The following is a 16,157-nucleotide window of genomic DNA, read 5'->3' as shown; positions in this document are numbered from 1 at the left end:
TATCTCATTATAATAAATGGCAGGAGGGATAAACAAATCCTTCCTGCCAGTTCGTGCTTTTAAGCGTAAGAATGTAATCCTGAAATAATCAGGTTTACCGCTAATAGGTTAAACATTATAATCGCAAATCCGCCAACGGCCAGCCACGCAGATTTGGAGCCCTGCCATCCTCGTGACAGACGCAGGTGTAGATAGGCAGCATAGAAGAAAAACGTGATAAGCGCCCAAACTTCTTTAGGATCCCATCCCCAGAAGCGGTCCCATGCCTGCTGAGCCCATATCATTGCAAATATCAATGCACCCAATGTAAAAATCGGAAAACCGATGGCTACCGCACGATATCCGACTTCATCGATAATTTCAGGGTTCGCTTTACGCAGCAGCGGCTGAAGCGATGCGCCAACTCTTTTGCGTAAGATTAACCGTGTTAATCCGTAAATCACCAGACCGCCGAGTAAGGACCAGATCATCGTATTAAACTTAATAGCTGCATCGACTCCACGCATCCATTCAGGTGCCTGGAATAAAGGTGACATTCCTTCAGTAAGCAATGTACCATCAAAAGGTCCGGCTATTGGAGGCATCTCATAGGTAATCTCCGTGACCTGACCGTCAATCGGCGCTTCGAATGCCGCTTGATAATTAAAGGCGCCAAACGTTGAAGAAATGATGATAAATGCCAATGTAGTAGCTACCATAAAGATGACAAATTCAAGCCAGAAGGTTTGTTTTGTCTTTTTACTTTGATCTACCTGTCGGATTAAAAAGATCAAACCTGCCACAAAGCTGATTGACAATATCGCCTGTCCTAACGCAGCAGTCGTCACGTGTATGTAAAGCCAGTGCGACTGAAGCGAAGGCACAAGGGGTGAAATTTCCCTGGGGAACATGCTCGCAAATGCAATGATCAATAATGCAATCGGCAGTGCAACAAGCCCCAGTACATTGATCCGGTAAATAAAGTACATAACGATAAACGCAAGTACAAGCATCATTCCAAAGAATGTGGTGAATTCAAACAAATTACTCACAGGTGCATGACCGGAGGCTCCCCACCTTGTGAAGAAATATCCCAGCTGTGTTAAAAAACCAATAATAGTTAAACCAATCGCAGCACTCGCAACGCCTTTTGACTGTTTGTTTCGTTTATCCCGTATGGTTGCAGCAAAGACAAACGTGGCAATTAAATAGATAAAGAACGCAGCATACAAAAGGTTACTGCTTAAAGCACTTAAATTACTCAATTATTTTCCCTCCTTATGGCCGGAGTCATTCAATTCTTTTATTTCCTGCTGATCCACAGGTGATTGAATTCCCGTTCCTTCAATAACCTTATCAATTTCCCGTCTTAAGGCTACCCAGTTCTTATTCGTATGACCTGCGATCCAGACGCCGTTTTCTTTAGGTTTTATCCAGATCCTTCTGTGATTCCAGTACATTCCTTGAATAACCCCAATCATAAAGATGGCTCCGCCTATTGCAATGAATGGAAGCGTGTAGTCTTTCTTAACGGTCAGTCCCGTGACGTCACGCACATCGAAATTTACCAGGCCTACTTTAAATTCATTCTCACCCGTAGGATCAATATTAGCCCCTATACCGGCAAAACTTACTTCAGGGTCAGAATCTTCTCCCGGAGGATATACATTAAAGACAAAAGCTGGGTTTTTTGGAAATTTAGACTGAGATACCGGCTCTCCATCTTTTAACACGTATTCTGGAAAATAAGAATCGAGGACGATTCGATGACCGCTTTCAAGCTCATACTCTCCCTTTGGATCACTTAAATCAACGGTGAACTCACCGTATGAAGTGTCCTCATTCTCGGAATCATGGAGTTTAAAAGTCATTTTTTCGAATTCGTTCAGCTGATAGCTTGCTTGGTACAGCTTAAAATCATCTATTTCAATCGGATGATTCACGCGGGCTTCTGCTTCTTTGATTTTCTCTAACTCCGGTTCTTTTCCGACGACAATTTCATCTGTTCTTTCATAAAGAACGGCATTCGTCTGATAAGTTTTCGGCACCGGCTGTCCATTTCGTTGAATGGCTTCTTTAAAACGTTCGTCGTTTTCATCGTAAGTTTCTAAAATAAAGTCCTTGTTTTCAATGTAATACTTTCCTTCTGTCCCGTTAATTACCTTCGTTTCACCTTCACGAACCCAGATGAATTCATCGATATAGAAGGCAGGTACAAAACGAAGCAGTGTTCCAAGCAGAAAGATAATTAGACCAATATGGTTAACATAAGGGCCCCAACGGGAAAAACGGTTTTTCTCTGCGAGCAGGCTTCCATCATCCTCGCTTACCTTGAAACGCTGCCTTTTTAAGTTACTTTTCAATCGTTCGATATCTACGGAATCCGCTTCTGTTTTACCGAATATCCGCTGCTTCCTTAGGAACATATCATGCCGCTTAGGCTTTTGAGTCTTAAGTATCTTGTATAAAGGAATAAACCGGTCAAGGCTGGCAATAACGATAGAAATGCCGATCAAAGCCAGCAGGAGCATATACCACCATGAAGTGAACAAATTATGAAAACCGAGCTGGTAATAAATCTGCCCTAATATTCCGTATTGATCCCGGTAGTGTGTCGCCGGGTTGGAGCCGGGAGGAATATACATTTCCTGCGGGAAGATAGTACCCACGGCTGAAGCAATTAAAGTAATGACAATCAGCCAAACTCCGACTTTCACCGATGAAAAGAAATTCCAGATTTTATCGACCATTGTACGGTTATAGGTTTTTGACCGACGGGCACTGCCGTCATACCGCATGTTTAATAACTTTTCATCCTCATTACCGTCCAAATGCTGGTTTCCTTCAATTGGTTTACCGCAGGACTGACACAACACCGCTCCTTCAGGGTTTTCCCGTCCACATTCACAAATTATCTTATCCATAGTAAAACCTCACAATTTCAATTGGACTTACGCCTCTGGTGTTATCTCATTTAAATAGCCTTCGAGCTTTTCGAGTGTAAGCGGTCCCACTACTTGTTCCTCTACTTCACCTTCAGGGTTAATAAACAGGGTGGAAGGGATTTGTCCAACATTGTATTGATCCATCACTTGCCCGTTCTTGTCGTGAAGAATAGGAAAACTTAACCCATACTTATCCAGAAAACGCTGTACGACAAGGTCTGTTGTATCTAAGTTAATGGCAAGAATTTCGACACCTTTTTCCTTATACTTTGGATATACTTCTTCCATATAAGGCATTTCATCTTTACAAGGCTCACAGTATGTAGCCCAAAAATTAATCATGACTCCTTTGCCTTCAAGATCACTGAGTGCCACTGTTTCATCTGAACCAAACTTTTCCAGCTCAAAATCAGGAGCCTTTTCACCTTGAGCGACAACGCTTTTATCGTCATTTAAATTAGAAATTAACGCAAAAGCTATCAAACCGACCATAACTGCCAGCAATACGGATCGAAAAATAAGCCGTTTTTTCTTTTTTTCTAAAGTTTTCTGTTTCACGTACTCTCACTCCCACAACATTATATCATTGTTAGGCCGAACAAATTTTGAAAATTATTTAACATTTTCATCAGCTAACTGGCGCAGCTTCTTCACTTCATGAGGCTTCAGTGGACGAAAGTCGCCGGCGTTCATTCCATCAAGCGTGATAAAGCCATAGCGCTCTCTTTTTAATTTATCGACGGGAATTCCGATCGCATCAAACATTTTACGAACTTGACGGTTCTTACCTTCATGAAGGATAACCTGGACAATCGCCGTATTTTTCTTTTGGTCTGTTGACATTACTTTTGCATGCACTGCTTTTAGACGCTCGCCCTCAACATTTATTCCTTTTTTAAAACTTTTTAATTGGTCGCTGGATGGAATACCTTTCGTTTTTACAACATAGACTTTATCGATTTGATAACTTGGATGCATTAATAAGTTTGCAAAATCTCCATCGTTTGTTAATAATAAAACCCCAGATGTATCATAGTCGAGACGGCCGATGGGAAAGATCCGTTCCTCTACTTCCGGCAGGAAATCAGTTACCACTTTCCTTCCTTTATCATCTTTAACACTGGATATAACTCCTCTTGGTTTATACAGCAAGTAATAGACCGGCTGCTCCTTAACAATAGGCACCCCTTCTACCTCTACTTTGTCGTTAGAAGAAACCTTTGTTCCTAATTCCTTTACTACTTTTCCATTTACTGTTACTTTACCTTGTACAATTAACTCTTCTGCTTTTCTTCGTGATGCGACACCTGCGTGGGCAATCACTTTTTGCAGACGTTCCAAATCGCTCATCGGATCGTCCTCCTACTATAAAATTTTTATTTCCTAGGCTGTGTTCATTACTGCTGATTTTTTTGAGATTAGCTCTGTTTTTTTATGTTGATCTTCATAACAAGGGGACTGCAAAAAACATCAGCGCCTTAAACAGCACCATCACTTGAATAAACAGCATGAAGCCACGCTGGATAGGTCCAGCGCGGCTTATTCTACATAGCCATTTACACTCTCTCTTTAGCTTATCCACTAAAGAGAATGATTACAATAATAATTGATGCTATTATACCAACAAAATCTGCTAGAAGTCCAACCTTTAGGGCGTCTCCCATTTTTCTAATCCCTACGGCTCCAAAATAGACGGTAATAACATAAAGAGTCGTATCAGTACTCCCCTGCATCACCGACGCCATATACCCGATCAGGGAATCTGGCCCGAACGTACGAATCAGCTCCGTCGTCATGCTTAAAGCGGCCGTCCCGGAAATCGGCCTGATTAAGGCCAGAGGCAAAATATGTTCAGGAATACCAAAGGCGTTCATTAACGGCTTAAATATTTGAAGCACGGCTTCCATCGCTCCGGAAGCCTGAAAGATTGCTATCGAAACCATCATCCCTAATAAAAATGGAAGCAGTGAAATCGCAATCTGAATTCCTTCTTTACTTCCTTCCACGAACACTTCATAAGCCGGTACCTTTTTGACCGTAGCTGTTACTAACACGATTAATATAATAAGCGGAATCAGCCATATACTCATAACGCTTGTCCTTTTCTTTGTCTTCTATAACAGAAGATACGGTCAATGATCAGGGCTGCTGCTGTTGACAGGATGGTAGCTAATATTGTCGCCCCTATAATACCGGTAGGATCCACTGAATCATATTTCATTCTTACAGCGATCACCGTTGTTGGGATCAGAGTTAAAGAGGATGTGTTGATCGCTAGAAAAGTAATCATTGACCGGCTTGCTTCATCGGATCCGGAAAGCCGTTTTAATTCCTTCATAGCTTTCAGCCCCATCGGTGTAGCCGCATTGCCGAGCCCAAACATATTAGCTGTCATATTCGAAAGGATATACCCTAAAGCCGGGTCCTTCTCAGGTATATCCGGAAAAATTCTTCTTACAACCGGCTTAAACATTTTTGCCAGGCCAGCCAGCAGGCCCGCTTCCTCCGCAATCTTCATTAACCCGAGCCAGAATACGAGTACGCCGAGCAGGCTCATTGTGATCATTACACTCTCGTCGATCGTCTCAAAAATTGCTTCATTGACTTTGTCTACCGTTCCATTAAAGGCAGCGTAAACGATACCTGATACAGCTAAAAACACCCAAATTAAGTTGACCACAGTTCTACCCCCATCATGCGCTTAAAGAAATCGGCCCCTGATTGAAGAATTGGTACAGCGGGTCTTTCCTTTAACACAGCTGACTGAGTAATTTTCTGGTCTTTGATATGAAAATAGCGGGTTCCTGCCTCATTAGCACTTCCATCCCCCGGCTTAAAAACAGCCTTTAGCTGTTTCAATTCTCCATCTGTCAGCGGATACTCGATATCGCTTGGCAAATAATACACTTCTCCGGCTGCTTTAATATATCCCTCTCTTTGTAAAAAGTAAGTTTCATAATGATCAAATCCCCATTCGTACATCGATTCATGGTCATTCCAGTCGCTCGGAGCGTTCAAGGTGACAGCGATAAGTTCCATGCCATCTTTTTCTGCACTGCTTACGAGCGTACGGCCGGCTTGCTTCGTAAACCCTGTTTTTCCTCCCGTTGTATTTTCATAAAGTTTCGTTAAAAGCTTGTTTTTATTCTGCCAGGAGTACGTTCTGTTGTCTGATTTATAGGACTTGCTTCCTGTGACTTCCCGAAAGGTTTCATCTTTCATTGCATAAGCCATAAGCAGAGCTAAATCATAGGCGCTCGAAACGTGATTTTCTCCATCCAGTCCATGCGGATTTTCAAAGTTGGAAGCGTCCATCCCGAGCCAGTCGGCTTTTTCATTCATTAACATCGTAAATCCTTCCAGACTTCCTCCTACATGTTCTGCAATAGCCACAGCTGAGTCATTCCCGCTTCTTAACATTAATCCGTAGACAAGGTCGATTAATTTAATTTTTTCATCTTTTGTTAAATAAATCGAAGAGCCTTCCGCACGGATCGCCCGCTCACTGACGACTACTTCCTCTTCCAATTTTCCTGACTCAATAGCAAGAATTGCAGTCATAATTTTAGTGGTACTGGCAATTAAAGAAGGGGTGTAAGCATCTTTTTCATATAAAACCCGGCCGGATTTCGCATCTAATAATACAGCATGTTCTGCCGAGACATATAAGTTTGGTTGAGCCTTTGATACATTAGGAAACATAACAGACAAAATAAATATGATTAATATGGGTATAGACAGCACACGTTTCAACAGAGGTCTTCCTCCAATCTTGGTCTTTTATTTAACTCTATGCGTGCGGGTACAAGCTTATGAGAACAGAAAAAAGCCTGCGATATAGAATCGCAGGCTTTTTAAGTATACTTATTCGTAAAAGTCGAGCGAAGAAGTCAGCTCGTAGGTCCCATTCGTTTTCAAATGTTCATACACTTTCTCTATTGCTACAAGATTCATTTCCGCAACTACTTGCTCAGCTTCCTCGCTGGTAATGGTAACCGTCTGTTTGTGTTTTGCTTCTGGATATTTAATAAAATAAGCTAATGCTAAAACTGGTCCCCTCCGTGAAGCCCCTATGCCAGAAAGGGATTCCATCGTTGGTTCATAGTGAACTTCCAATGAACTTTTGCTGCTTTTATCTTCATAAATAATAATCGAACATCCTTCTTGAGGAGGATGTTCCACCTCTAATAGATTCATTGTATTTTCTCCTTTCGAGACACCTTATGAACCTTCAGGATTATCATCTGCTGCTTCAAAGTGTTTAAAGAAGAGATCCGCTTCTTCTTCAACATCTTTTTGCTCTTCCATCGCTTTTAAAGGAGGCAGTTCTTCTATGGAAGATAAGCCAAAATAGGTAAGAAATTCTGTAGTAGTTCCAAATAATACAGGACGTCCGACAGCATCCTTTCTTCCTTTTTCCTCAATCAGCTTTCGATTAACCAGCGTCTGTACCGCCCGGTCACTCTTTACTCCTCTTAAATCATCGATTTCAATTCGTGTAATCGGCTGTCTGTAGGCAATGATAGCTAATGCCTCCAGGGCGGCTTGAGACAGCCTTGTTGCAGACTTGGAGTTTAGGATTTCCTGATAAATAGCAGCATGTTCAGGTTTCGTAGTTAAATGAAGGGTCTCATTCGATTCCATCATTCTAATACCCCTCTGTGGCTTCTCATAATCCTCCTGCAGATCCTGCAGCAGCTCACTCAATTCCTTTTTAGTGCAGTCAAGAGCTTCCATCAGCTTTTTTTTAGTGATTCCTTCTTCCCCAGAAGCAAAAAGAAGGCCTTCAGCCAAGGCTCGTTTCTCTTCTTTATTCATGCTTGTTCCTCCAGTTTATAAACAACTAATTCATCAAAATGATTAGGCTGAACACATGTTATATCTTTATTTTTCATTAATTCCAAAACAGCAATAAATGTAACTACGATATGAGGCTTTGTCTTTTCCTCAAACAGATCATGAAAGCGGGTGCCTGTGGTCTCGATCTTAATTTTATCCAGGATTTCATCCATACGCATCTGAATCGAAATTTCATCTTTCTTGATTTTCGTTTCCTGAACTGTACGGCTTTTCGTCTGTTTTAACAGCCGATTTACAGCGTCGAGCATATCAAGCATTGATACTTCACCTGGTTCTAAAGGTTCGTCATTTTCACCATCGTCTTCGGCGTCCACCTTAGCCCGTGTATAGACCCGGTTGGCTTTCTCTTCTTTTTGTTTTAAACTTTCTGCAGCTCCTTTGAACTTTTTATACTCAATCAGGCGCTGTATCAGTTCTTCCCTAGGATCCTCTTCTTCATCCTCGGCATAGTCATCGTTTAATTGCTGTGCAGGGAGAAGCATCTGGCTTTTCATAGCGAGCAGACTGGCAGCCATGACTAAATACTCGCTTGCAATATTTAATTCCAGCTCCTGCAGGGTATGGATATAGTTCATGTATTGTTCAGTAATCGTGGATACGGGTATATCATAAATATCAATTTCATATCGGTTAATCAGGTGCAGCAATAGATCCAATGGACCTTCAAAACCGTCCAATTTCACTTGATAGCGATCTGTCATTTTTGATTCTTCCTTTTATCATCAAATATCTTTCTGATTGGCTAGAGTGCCGCAGGATTCCCTGCTCATCAACACGATCGTTTTATTGGGCCTACTGATTAATAGTATCAGAAAAAAACTATACCGTTAATACTCTTCGATTAATCCTTATCGCTTTACGAGGGCAGTTTTGGCCGATAAGATGAAATAAGAAAGGTGCGTTGTTATGTTTCCTCAAAGATATATTGAATATATGGCCCATTTTCACGGTACGCGTGATTATTTCGAATGTCATGAAGTGCTCGAGGAGCATTGGAAGGAAACGGAGCCTCAAAACAGAGACTCCGTGTGGGTATTATTGATTCAGTTAGCGGTTGCGCTTTATCATTTCCGGAGAAAGAACCGTAAAGGCGCTGCTATCCTTATTGATAAGACGATTGATAAAATCAGCGGCAACGAAGAAAGATTATTAGAGTTAGGAATAGATCCTGAGGAACTCGATCGCCTTCTCAATCTCACAAAAGAGAGGATCAACAACAATTTAAACTATGTAAGTATTCTTCTACCTCTTACAGAATCAGAGCTTATTAAAGAAACGAAAGATTTGTGCAGAGAATGGAATGTATCTTTTTGGAGTATAAGTAATTTACGAGATTCAAGCCTCGTACACAAACATAAAAATAACCGCTCCTAAAATAATAAGAAGGTGTCCGATATTGGACACCTTCTTTTATACTTTAGAGGAAGGACTTTCCGCGTCACATTTTTCAAAAAACCTTTCCGTAACTCGATCAGCTCGGACATCATAATCTTTTCCAAATTGCTGGCAAATCGACTGGATCATCTGCTTTCCAATGCCCAAATTCCGATGTGATGGATTGACGGATACATGCTGGATATAGGCTGTGTTACCTTCTGTGCGCACACCAATTGTACCGAGGATATCCTCCTCTTTCCACAAGTAGAGGTGCCACGTTTCATTCGTTTCATATTCCAGTATAATATCCTGGAGCTTCTTCACTTCTTTACATTCAGGCATGAAAGAAAGAAGACCCATTGCTATTTTTTCAAAAGATTTTTTAAACCGAATTAACATAATAACCCCTCGTATAACTCTCCATATTTTTCAATCAAAAAATAACGGTTTAGTTAAAGACGATCACAAACCAGTAGTATACGCCCCACGCTAAACCCATTACAAGCAGGACCGTAAATAAAATCCAATTCTTTTTTTTCATTGCCTGCCTCCACTACATTGTCTTCTCGCCTAGGCAATAGCATAATGGATTTCTTAAGAAGATTCAACCCGCTTTAGAACTATAATAATATTCTTCGGGCTTATAACCTATACACGGCTTAAGACTGGAACTGCAAAGAGATGTATAACATATCGGCAATTATTTAAATGAGGGGCTCTTTAAAAGTTCCATCTATGGATATTACTTTTCCTCGACTCGAACTCGCTGCATTACATCTCCCGGGCGTACGCGGTCTACGACATCAACGCCATCTACCACTTTGCCAAATACTGTATGGCGGCCGTCTAGATGCGGCTGAGGAGAATGACAGATAAAGAATTGGCTTCCACCTGTGTCTTTTCCGGCATGCGCCATTGAAAGAGATCCGCGCTGGTGTTTATGAGGATTGCCTTCAGTTTCACATTTTATAGTGTACCCTGGGCCGCCTGTTCCATTTCCGTTTGGATCTCCTCCTTGAATAACGAAGTCAGGGATGACACGGTGAAAAGTTAACCCATCATAAAATTCACTGTTTGCTAATTTTTCGAAGTTATCTACCGTGTTAGGTGCTGCTTCATCGTATAACTCAATTTTCATTTTTTCTCCATTTTCAAATTCAATCGTTGCTTGTTTCATATTCCATTTCCTCCTGCTTGTTATAGGATAAGTCCAGCCGGGTTATGTCTTCAAACTTCTCACGGCGGACAACTAAATGATGCTTTCCATTTTCGACAAAGACAACAGCCGCTTTTCCAAAACGGTTATAATTATTGGCCATCGCATAGCCATACGCACCGGTACTGAAAACGGCCATTAAATCATTCGGCTCTACTTCTGGCAGCTTCACATCCCATAATAGCATATCTCCGGATTCACAGCACTTCCCAGCTATAGCATATTCTTTAAAATCGGGAAGGTTCATTTTATTGGCTAGAACAGCATCATATTTCGCCTGATAAAGCGCCGGACGGATATTATCGGTCATTCCCCCATCGACAGAAGCGTATGTTCTTACCCCAGGAACTTCTTTAATAGATCCCATGCGGTAAAGCGTTACACCCGCGTCTCCTACGATCGCACGCCCCGGTTCGATCCATATTTCCGGCATCGGGTATTTCAGCTCTTTTGACTGTCGTTTCACTTCATCAATTAACGCAATAGCGTACTGGTCTAAGTTGAGGGGGTCATCTTCTTCGGTATACTGAATACCGAAGCCTCCTCCTAAGTTTAATACTTCTGCTTGATACTCATATTCGTCCCGCCAGCTTTTCATCGTTTCAAATAATTTTTGAGTGGCCAGTGTAAAACCGCTCGTTTCAAAAATTTGTGACCCGATGTGACAGTGAAGACCTTTCACACGGATATACTCACTTTCCTGAAGCAGTTCGAACGCCTTTTGTGCCTGTCCGCTCGATAAATCAAAACCAAATTTTGAATCTTCCTGGCCTGTCAAAATGTAGTCATGTGTGTGGGCTTCAATACCCGGTGTCACACGAAGCAATACATCCATGTTTACTTTCTGCTCTTTTAGCAGGTCGGTTAACAAAGCAATTTCATAGAAGTTATCTACAACAATACAGCCGATTTTATTATTAACCGCCATTTTTAATTCTGCTAAGCTTTTATTATTTCCGTGCATATGAATTTTCTCTACAGGAAAATCAGCTTTCAGCGCCGTGTGCAGCTCTCCCTCTGACACGACATCTAAACTTAAGCCCTCTTCTTTCGCTACTTGCAGCATAGCAACTGAAGAAAAAGCTTTGCTCGCATAGGCCACCTGTGCAGGAACCTTATGTTTTTTAAAAGTTTCTACAAAAGCCCTCGCATTCTTTCTTATTCTGTTAACATCATATACATACACGGGGGTTCCATATTTTTCAGCTATCTCTTCTGCTGGAACACCGCCAATTAAAAGCTTGCCTTGGCTGTTTATTTCACGATCCATTTTGATCCGCCTTTCTCCCCTTCTAATAAAAGAAAATGCTCCTTTCTAAAAAGGAACATTTTTTAAAATTATCTTTAATTTATCATACCAGCCGCAAACCGGCAATCATCTTATCTTTGTCTGTGATTATTTTGCGGATGGACGATGCTTGGCCGAATTTTCCCTATAGGAATCGACATTCTTAATAGAATCTGCAGGAAGGCTTTACCGTTAAACGGAAGGAATGGCCATAGATAAGGTGTATTAAATGACTTCGTCCGTGCCAGGAACAAAATGTAAAGGGTAGCAGCAATCACAAAGCCCTTAATGCCAAACAGCGCACTTAGAATTAAAATAGCCAGACGGCTCATTTTATTAGCGATGGCAAGCTCATAACTTGGTGTTGCATATGATCCGATCGCACTGACCGCTACATATAAAATAACTTCCGGTACAAACAGTCCAACGTTGATCGCAATTTCGCCAATCAAGACCGCTGCAATAAGGCCCATCGCTGTCGACAACGGGGTTGGTGTGTGAATGGCGGCGATTCTAAGCATTTCAATACCTAAATCGGCAATTAATAATTGAGCGATGATCGGTAAAGTGCTTTCCTCGTTCGGACCGATAAATTCAAGTGACTGAGGCAGAAGGTCAGGCTGAAGGACAAACAACATCCAGAACGGAAGAAGAAAAACAGACGAGAATAGTCCAAAAAACCTTACCCAGCGCACAAACGATCCTACAGCTGGAGACTGTCGAAACTCTTCAGCATGCTGAACGTGGTGAAAATAAGTGGTCGGTGCAATGATCATACTCGGAGACGTATCAACCATGACGAGAACGTGTCCTTCTAATAAATGAGCAGAAGCTACATCTGGACGCTCTGTATACCTTACTAGCGGAAAAGGATTGGCGCCTTGCTGCACGATAAACTCTTCGACGGTTTTATCCGCCATAGACAGACCATCTATATTGATTTTATTTAATTCTGCCTTAAGGCGCTTAACCATGCCGGGATCTGCCACATCTTCAATGTAAGAAATACAGATATCTGTTTTGGAACGCTTTCCCACCTGAATCAGTTCATTTCTTAACCTTTCGTCCCGAATTCTCCTTCGGGTTAACGCCGTATTTTCTATGATGTTTTCAGTATAACCATCACGCGATCCGCGGACCACTTTTTCCGTATCAGGTTCTTCCGGCGTTCTCCCCGGATAAGAACGGACGTCAACGATGATAGCTTCGGTAGCACCATCAACAAAAATGGCGATTAATCCGGACAGGACCTGCGTTACACACTTCTCCACCGTTTCTACAAGTTCAACCTGCTGATGCGCCAGACTGTTATGAATGAGCTGAAAGGGAGACTTCTTATCTTTGACACCTTCATTCAGTTCAAAAAGCCTTCTCATTAAATCGACAATTACCGGGGTTTCACATAATCCATTGACATAGTAGATGTTTACTTCTTTATCTAAAATTCTAAGGGTACGGACTCCCACATCGAAAGACTTTCCAATTCCCAGCCGCTTTTTCATTTCATGTTTGTTCTGCTCCATTTTCATGACGACCGGAGTTTTCTTTTCCTCTGCCACAGCTCTTCCTCCTTTCCCTTCGCCGTCACTATCCTTTTGGCTTAAAGATCACTGCTACGATAAAACCAAATAAAATTGCAGATGCGATTCCGGCAGAAGTTAATTCAAACATCCCGACTGCTACCCCGATGATGCCATGCTCTTCAGCTTGTTTCATAGATCCGTGCAGCAGGCTGTGTCCAAAACTCGTAATCGGTACGGTTGCTCCTCCACCTGCAAATTCAATTAAGTTATCGTATAGGTCAAAAGCATCTAATACGGCTCCTGCCACTACAAAGGATGTCATAACATGAGCTGGCGTCAGCTTGGCTACATCAAGCAATAATTGACCGATTACACAAATGCCGCCTCCTACTAAAAAAGCCCATAAAAACGTCATAGAATGACCTCCTCCCTTGCAAAAACAACACCATGTGCGATTCCAGGAATCGATTCTTTCTGCTGCAGCATCATGGGACTCATTAAAGCACCGGTTGCGACAACTAATATTTTCTTGTAAATCCCCTGTTTCAAGTCTTCGAGCAGTTTTCCATAAGTAACAACTGCCGAGCAGGCGCATCCGCTTCCACCGCTGAATACGGGCTGATCGCTATGGTATACGAGCAGTCCGCAGTCTTCATGAACCTCAGATACATTAAAACCGTCACCTTTGAGCATATCTCTGACAATTGGCGTACCGACTCCTGACAGGTCTCCCGTGGCAATGACATCATAGTCAGACGGCATTCTTCCCATATCCTGAAGATGGGTTTTTATCGTATCCCAGGCTGCGGGAGCCATCGCTGAGCCCATGTCAAAAGGATCTGTAATTCCATAATCCATGACCTTTCCTATTGTGGCCGCTTCAATTCTAATAGGCGACGGAGTCGACGATACTAGCGCTGCTCCGCTGCCAGTAACCGTATAAGTAGCTGTTTTAGGCTTCTGGCCTCCGTATTCTGTCGGGTAGCGGAATTGGCGCTCCGCTGTAGCATTGTGGGAGCTGACCGCGGCAATCGCCTGTTTAGAATAGCCGCCTTCAACCAGAGCTGCAGCCGTGGCTAACGTTTCCATAGACGTAGAACAGGCACCAAACATGCCGAGCAGCGGGATTCCTAACTGCCGGGCCACGTAGTTGCCCGTTACGTTTTGATTAAGAAGATCGCCTGCGAGAAACAAATCAATGTTACTTTTGTCCACACCTGCTTTCTGTAGACACGTATGAACTGCATCGGTCATGAGCCTTCTCTCCGCCAGCTCCCAGTTATCTTCATCACAATGTAAATTATCGTACACTTTATCGAACGAATCTTTCAAAGGGCCTTCTCCTTCTAACGGACCTACTGCGGTTCCTGTTGATTGAATATAAACAGGCTTTGTAAAAGTCCACGTTTGTTTACCGCTTTTTCCCATAGTCTTCACTTCCTCTAGAATAATGCTTTTATTGTAAAACGGATAATGCCGAGAATATAGGCCGCTACAACTCCAAATACAATGACCGATCCTGCGACTTTAAACAAGTTTGTAGCCACACCGAGTACAAGGCCTTCACTTTTATGCTCAAGAGCAGCGGAAGTGATGGAATTAGCAAAGCCGGTTACCGGAACGGCCGAACCAGCACCTGCAAACTGCCCAAGCTTGTCATAAAATCCAAACCCCGTAGCTAAAGCAGCAAGCAGGATTAATGTTGCTACAGTCGGATTGCCGGCGTTTTCTTCACTGAACCCAAACCAGTGAATGTACATTTGTGTCAGTAATTCGCCAAATGTACAAATGAGACCTCCGATGACGAATGCCTTTACACAGTTCACCACATAAGGGGGCTTCGGCTGATAGGTCTGACTTTGCTTTTTATAGTCTTTTGAATTAAATTCTTTCATTAATAGAACCTCCATTACTTAACAAAAATTACCCACTGGAAAAGAGAACCTGCAATTTTCCCAAGAGATAAAGCCATTAATAAAGTGAATAAATATCCTTCAATGCCTATTCTTTTAAAGAGAAGGGGAAATACATTTAACACTTCGGTTAAGGCAGCAGCAAGCATCCCTACAAAAGCTCCGTGAAACAGGCCCCATAATACTAAACCCGGCACGGCCATATGAATCGGAGAGTCGCCAAAGGACAAATATATTCCGGCAAATACACCAAAGATGATCGCCACTTCATACCAGATGATTTTCGATGCCGTTTGACTTAGCTGCATGAGACGGGGCACGATCCCTAAAACGGTTATAAAAGCTACAAAACCTGTTCCGACTGCAATACCAGATGCTAAACCGATAACAGCTTCAATGATCCTCATCCATTTTTTCCACCTTATTGTCATGAATCGCAGCATAATGGTCCAAATCTTCCTGGTATTTAAAGACCTCTATTTCCATAGGGTTAGGTTCTTCATTAAATTTCTTATGGAACCAATGATTAAAGAATAAAATCATGCCCAGCCCAAGCCCAATGGAATAAGGAATCTGGATCCATAAGGGATGCTCCACTTCCTCACCTGTTAACATGAAGTGCAGCTTCTGCTGAACCATTTCCATGCTGACATCATAATGAAAATTCATTATAGCCATAGCTGCACCGATAAATAGTAAAAGCCAAATTCCTGCAACAATAAGGAGAGTGGGTTTCTTTTTATTCCTTTCAATATGAACCACACAGTAATTCGGACCGAGGATCTCAACTTGGTAATCAGGGAAGCGGGAAATGATTTGATTGATAATCGTAAAGCTATCAATAACAATTACATTCCTATCCTCCTGCTTTATTCGATGTACAATCATGTTCTCTATTAAAGGCTTTTCTCTCTTCAGCCCGGTGATTCTGGCTATGTCTTTTAAGCGAATCATATCTTGAGCAGGAATGCGGATCGACTGCTTCAAGCGAATATAAATTGGGGTCATAATTAGAAACGCCTCCTGCCAAAGAATCTCTTTGATAGTATGTGATAC

At 42.1% G+C, this 16,157-nt stretch carries 20 protein-coding genes; 1 reads left to right on the top strand and 19 read right to left on the bottom strand.

Annotated elements, in window-relative coordinates:
• Nucleotides 1-59 precede the first annotated feature (59 nt).
• The 10 genes from ccsB to HUS26_RS05810 all read right to left on the bottom strand — a co-directional run bounded on the left by ccsB (nucleotide 60) and on the right by HUS26_RS05810 (nucleotide 8,485).
• Nucleotides 60-1,244 (bottom strand): c-type cytochrome biogenesis protein CcsB, encoded by a 1,185-nt coding sequence (ccsB, locus tag HUS26_RS05855; RefSeq protein WP_173916263.1) that lies wholly within the window; start codon nucleotides 1,242-1,244, stop codon nucleotides 60-62.
• Nucleotides 1,245-2,903, bottom strand: a complete 1,659-nt coding sequence (locus HUS26_RS05850; RefSeq protein ID WP_173916262.1) for a cytochrome c biogenesis protein ResB — start codon at nucleotides 2,901-2,903, stop codon at nucleotides 1,245-1,247.
• A 27-nt stretch (nucleotides 2,904-2,930) separates the two neighbouring features.
• On the bottom strand, nucleotides 2,931-3,482 hold the full coding sequence (gene resA, locus HUS26_RS05845; RefSeq protein ID WP_173916261.1) for a thiol-disulfide oxidoreductase ResA: 552 nt from the start codon (nucleotides 3,480-3,482) through the stop codon (nucleotides 2,931-2,933).
• A gap of 54 nt (nucleotides 3,483-3,536) precedes the next feature.
• Complete coding sequence (locus HUS26_RS05840) at nucleotides 3,537-4,265, bottom strand: pseudouridine synthase (protein ID WP_173918754.1); 729 nt, start codon at nucleotides 4,263-4,265, stop codon at nucleotides 3,537-3,539.
• A gap of 233 nt (nucleotides 4,266-4,498) precedes the next feature.
• Nucleotides 4,499-5,014, bottom strand: a complete 516-nt coding sequence (locus tag HUS26_RS05835; RefSeq protein WP_173916260.1) for a spore maturation protein — start codon at nucleotides 5,012-5,014, stop codon at nucleotides 4,499-4,501.
• The gene (locus HUS26_RS05830) at nucleotides 5,011-5,604 is read right to left on the bottom strand and encodes a nucleoside recognition domain-containing protein (RefSeq protein WP_173916259.1); all 594 of its coding nucleotides are present in this window, start codon (nucleotides 5,602-5,604) and stop codon (nucleotides 5,011-5,013) included. The genes HUS26_RS05835 and HUS26_RS05830 overlap by 4 nt, the downstream gene beginning before the upstream one ends.
• A complete protein-coding gene (locus tag HUS26_RS05825) occupies nucleotides 5,592-6,677 on the bottom strand; it encodes a D-alanyl-D-alanine carboxypeptidase family protein (RefSeq protein WP_371809557.1) in 1,086 nt (361 codons plus the stop codon). Before HUS26_RS05825 ends, HUS26_RS05830 begins: the two co-directional genes overlap by 13 nt.
• 111 nt (nucleotides 6,678-6,788) lie before the next feature.
• Complete coding sequence (locus tag HUS26_RS05820) at nucleotides 6,789-7,121, bottom strand: hypothetical protein (protein ID WP_173916258.1); 333 nt, start codon at nucleotides 7,119-7,121, stop codon at nucleotides 6,789-6,791.
• 24 nt (nucleotides 7,122-7,145) lie between these two features.
• Nucleotides 7,146-7,742, bottom strand: coding sequence for an SMC-Scp complex subunit ScpB (gene scpB / locus HUS26_RS05815; RefSeq protein ID WP_173916257.1), 597 nt, complete (start codon nucleotides 7,740-7,742; stop codon nucleotides 7,146-7,148).
• Nucleotides 7,739-8,485: a segregation/condensation protein A gene (locus HUS26_RS05810; RefSeq protein ID WP_173916256.1), complete on the bottom strand. Its 747-nt coding sequence runs from the start codon at nucleotides 8,483-8,485 to the stop codon at nucleotides 7,739-7,741. Before HUS26_RS05810 ends, scpB begins: the two co-directional genes overlap by 4 nt.
• 205 nt (nucleotides 8,486-8,690) lie before the next feature.
• On the opposite strand from HUS26_RS05810, the gene HUS26_RS05805 reads away from it, so the two are divergent.
• Nucleotides 8,691-9,158 carry a DUF309 domain-containing protein gene (locus HUS26_RS05805; RefSeq protein WP_173916255.1) on the top strand — a complete coding sequence of 156 codons (468 nt, stop codon included), beginning with the start codon at nucleotides 8,691-8,693 and terminating at the stop codon, nucleotides 9,156-9,158.
• A gap of 36 nt (nucleotides 9,159-9,194) precedes the next feature.
• On the opposite strand, the gene HUS26_RS05800 is transcribed toward HUS26_RS05805, so the two are convergent.
• The 9 genes from HUS26_RS05800 to HUS26_RS05760 all read right to left on the bottom strand — a co-directional run bounded on the left by HUS26_RS05800 (nucleotide 9,195) and on the right by HUS26_RS05760 (nucleotide 16,109).
• Entirely contained in the window at nucleotides 9,195-9,560 is a 366-nt protein-coding gene (locus HUS26_RS05800) for a GNAT family N-acetyltransferase (protein WP_173916254.1), read from the bottom strand.
• 343 nt (nucleotides 9,561-9,903) lie between these two features.
• On the bottom strand, nucleotides 9,904-10,338 hold the full coding sequence (locus HUS26_RS05795; protein ID WP_173916253.1) for a peptidylprolyl isomerase: 435 nt from the start codon (nucleotides 10,336-10,338) through the stop codon (nucleotides 9,904-9,906).
• Nucleotides 10,319-11,647 carry a diaminopimelate decarboxylase gene (gene lysA, locus HUS26_RS05790; protein WP_173916252.1) on the bottom strand — a complete coding sequence of 443 codons (1,329 nt, stop codon included), beginning with the start codon at nucleotides 11,645-11,647 and terminating at the stop codon, nucleotides 10,319-10,321. The genes HUS26_RS05795 and lysA overlap by 20 nt, the downstream gene beginning before the upstream one ends.
• A 110-nt stretch (nucleotides 11,648-11,757) precedes the next feature.
• Nucleotides 11,758-13,224, bottom strand: coding sequence for a spore germination protein (locus tag HUS26_RS05785; RefSeq protein WP_371809556.1), 1,467 nt, complete (start codon nucleotides 13,222-13,224; stop codon nucleotides 11,758-11,760).
• A gap of 28 nt (nucleotides 13,225-13,252) precedes the next feature.
• A complete protein-coding gene (spoVAE, locus tag HUS26_RS05780) occupies nucleotides 13,253-13,603 on the bottom strand; it encodes a stage V sporulation protein AE (RefSeq protein ID WP_173916251.1) in 351 nt (116 codons plus the stop codon).
• Complete coding sequence (spoVAD, locus tag HUS26_RS05775) at nucleotides 13,600-14,616, bottom strand: stage V sporulation protein AD (protein WP_173916250.1); 1,017 nt, start codon at nucleotides 14,614-14,616, stop codon at nucleotides 13,600-13,602. The genes spoVAE and spoVAD overlap by 4 nt, the downstream gene beginning before the upstream one ends.
• 14 nt (nucleotides 14,617-14,630) lie before the next feature.
• Nucleotides 14,631-15,083, bottom strand: a complete 453-nt coding sequence (gene spoVAC, locus HUS26_RS05770) for a stage V sporulation protein AC (RefSeq protein WP_173916249.1) — start codon at nucleotides 15,081-15,083, stop codon at nucleotides 14,631-14,633.
• A gap of 14 nt (nucleotides 15,084-15,097) precedes the next feature.
• On the bottom strand, nucleotides 15,098-15,508 hold the full coding sequence (locus tag HUS26_RS05765) for a stage V sporulation protein AB (protein WP_173916248.1): 411 nt from the start codon (nucleotides 15,506-15,508) through the stop codon (nucleotides 15,098-15,100).
• Complete coding sequence (locus tag HUS26_RS05760; RefSeq protein WP_173916247.1) at nucleotides 15,495-16,109, bottom strand: stage V sporulation protein AA; 615 nt, start codon at nucleotides 16,107-16,109, stop codon at nucleotides 15,495-15,497. Before HUS26_RS05760 ends, HUS26_RS05765 begins: the two co-directional genes overlap by 14 nt.
• Nucleotides 16,110-16,157: the final 48 nt, after the last annotated feature.

It is taken from the genome of Halobacillus sp. Marseille-Q1614 (assembly GCF_902809865.1).
Lineage (GTDB): Bacteria > Bacillota > Bacilli > Bacillales > Halobacillaceae > Halobacillus_A.
The sequence above is the reverse complement of the archived record's forward strand: the minus strand, read 5'-3'. Positions and strand labels throughout refer to the sequence as shown.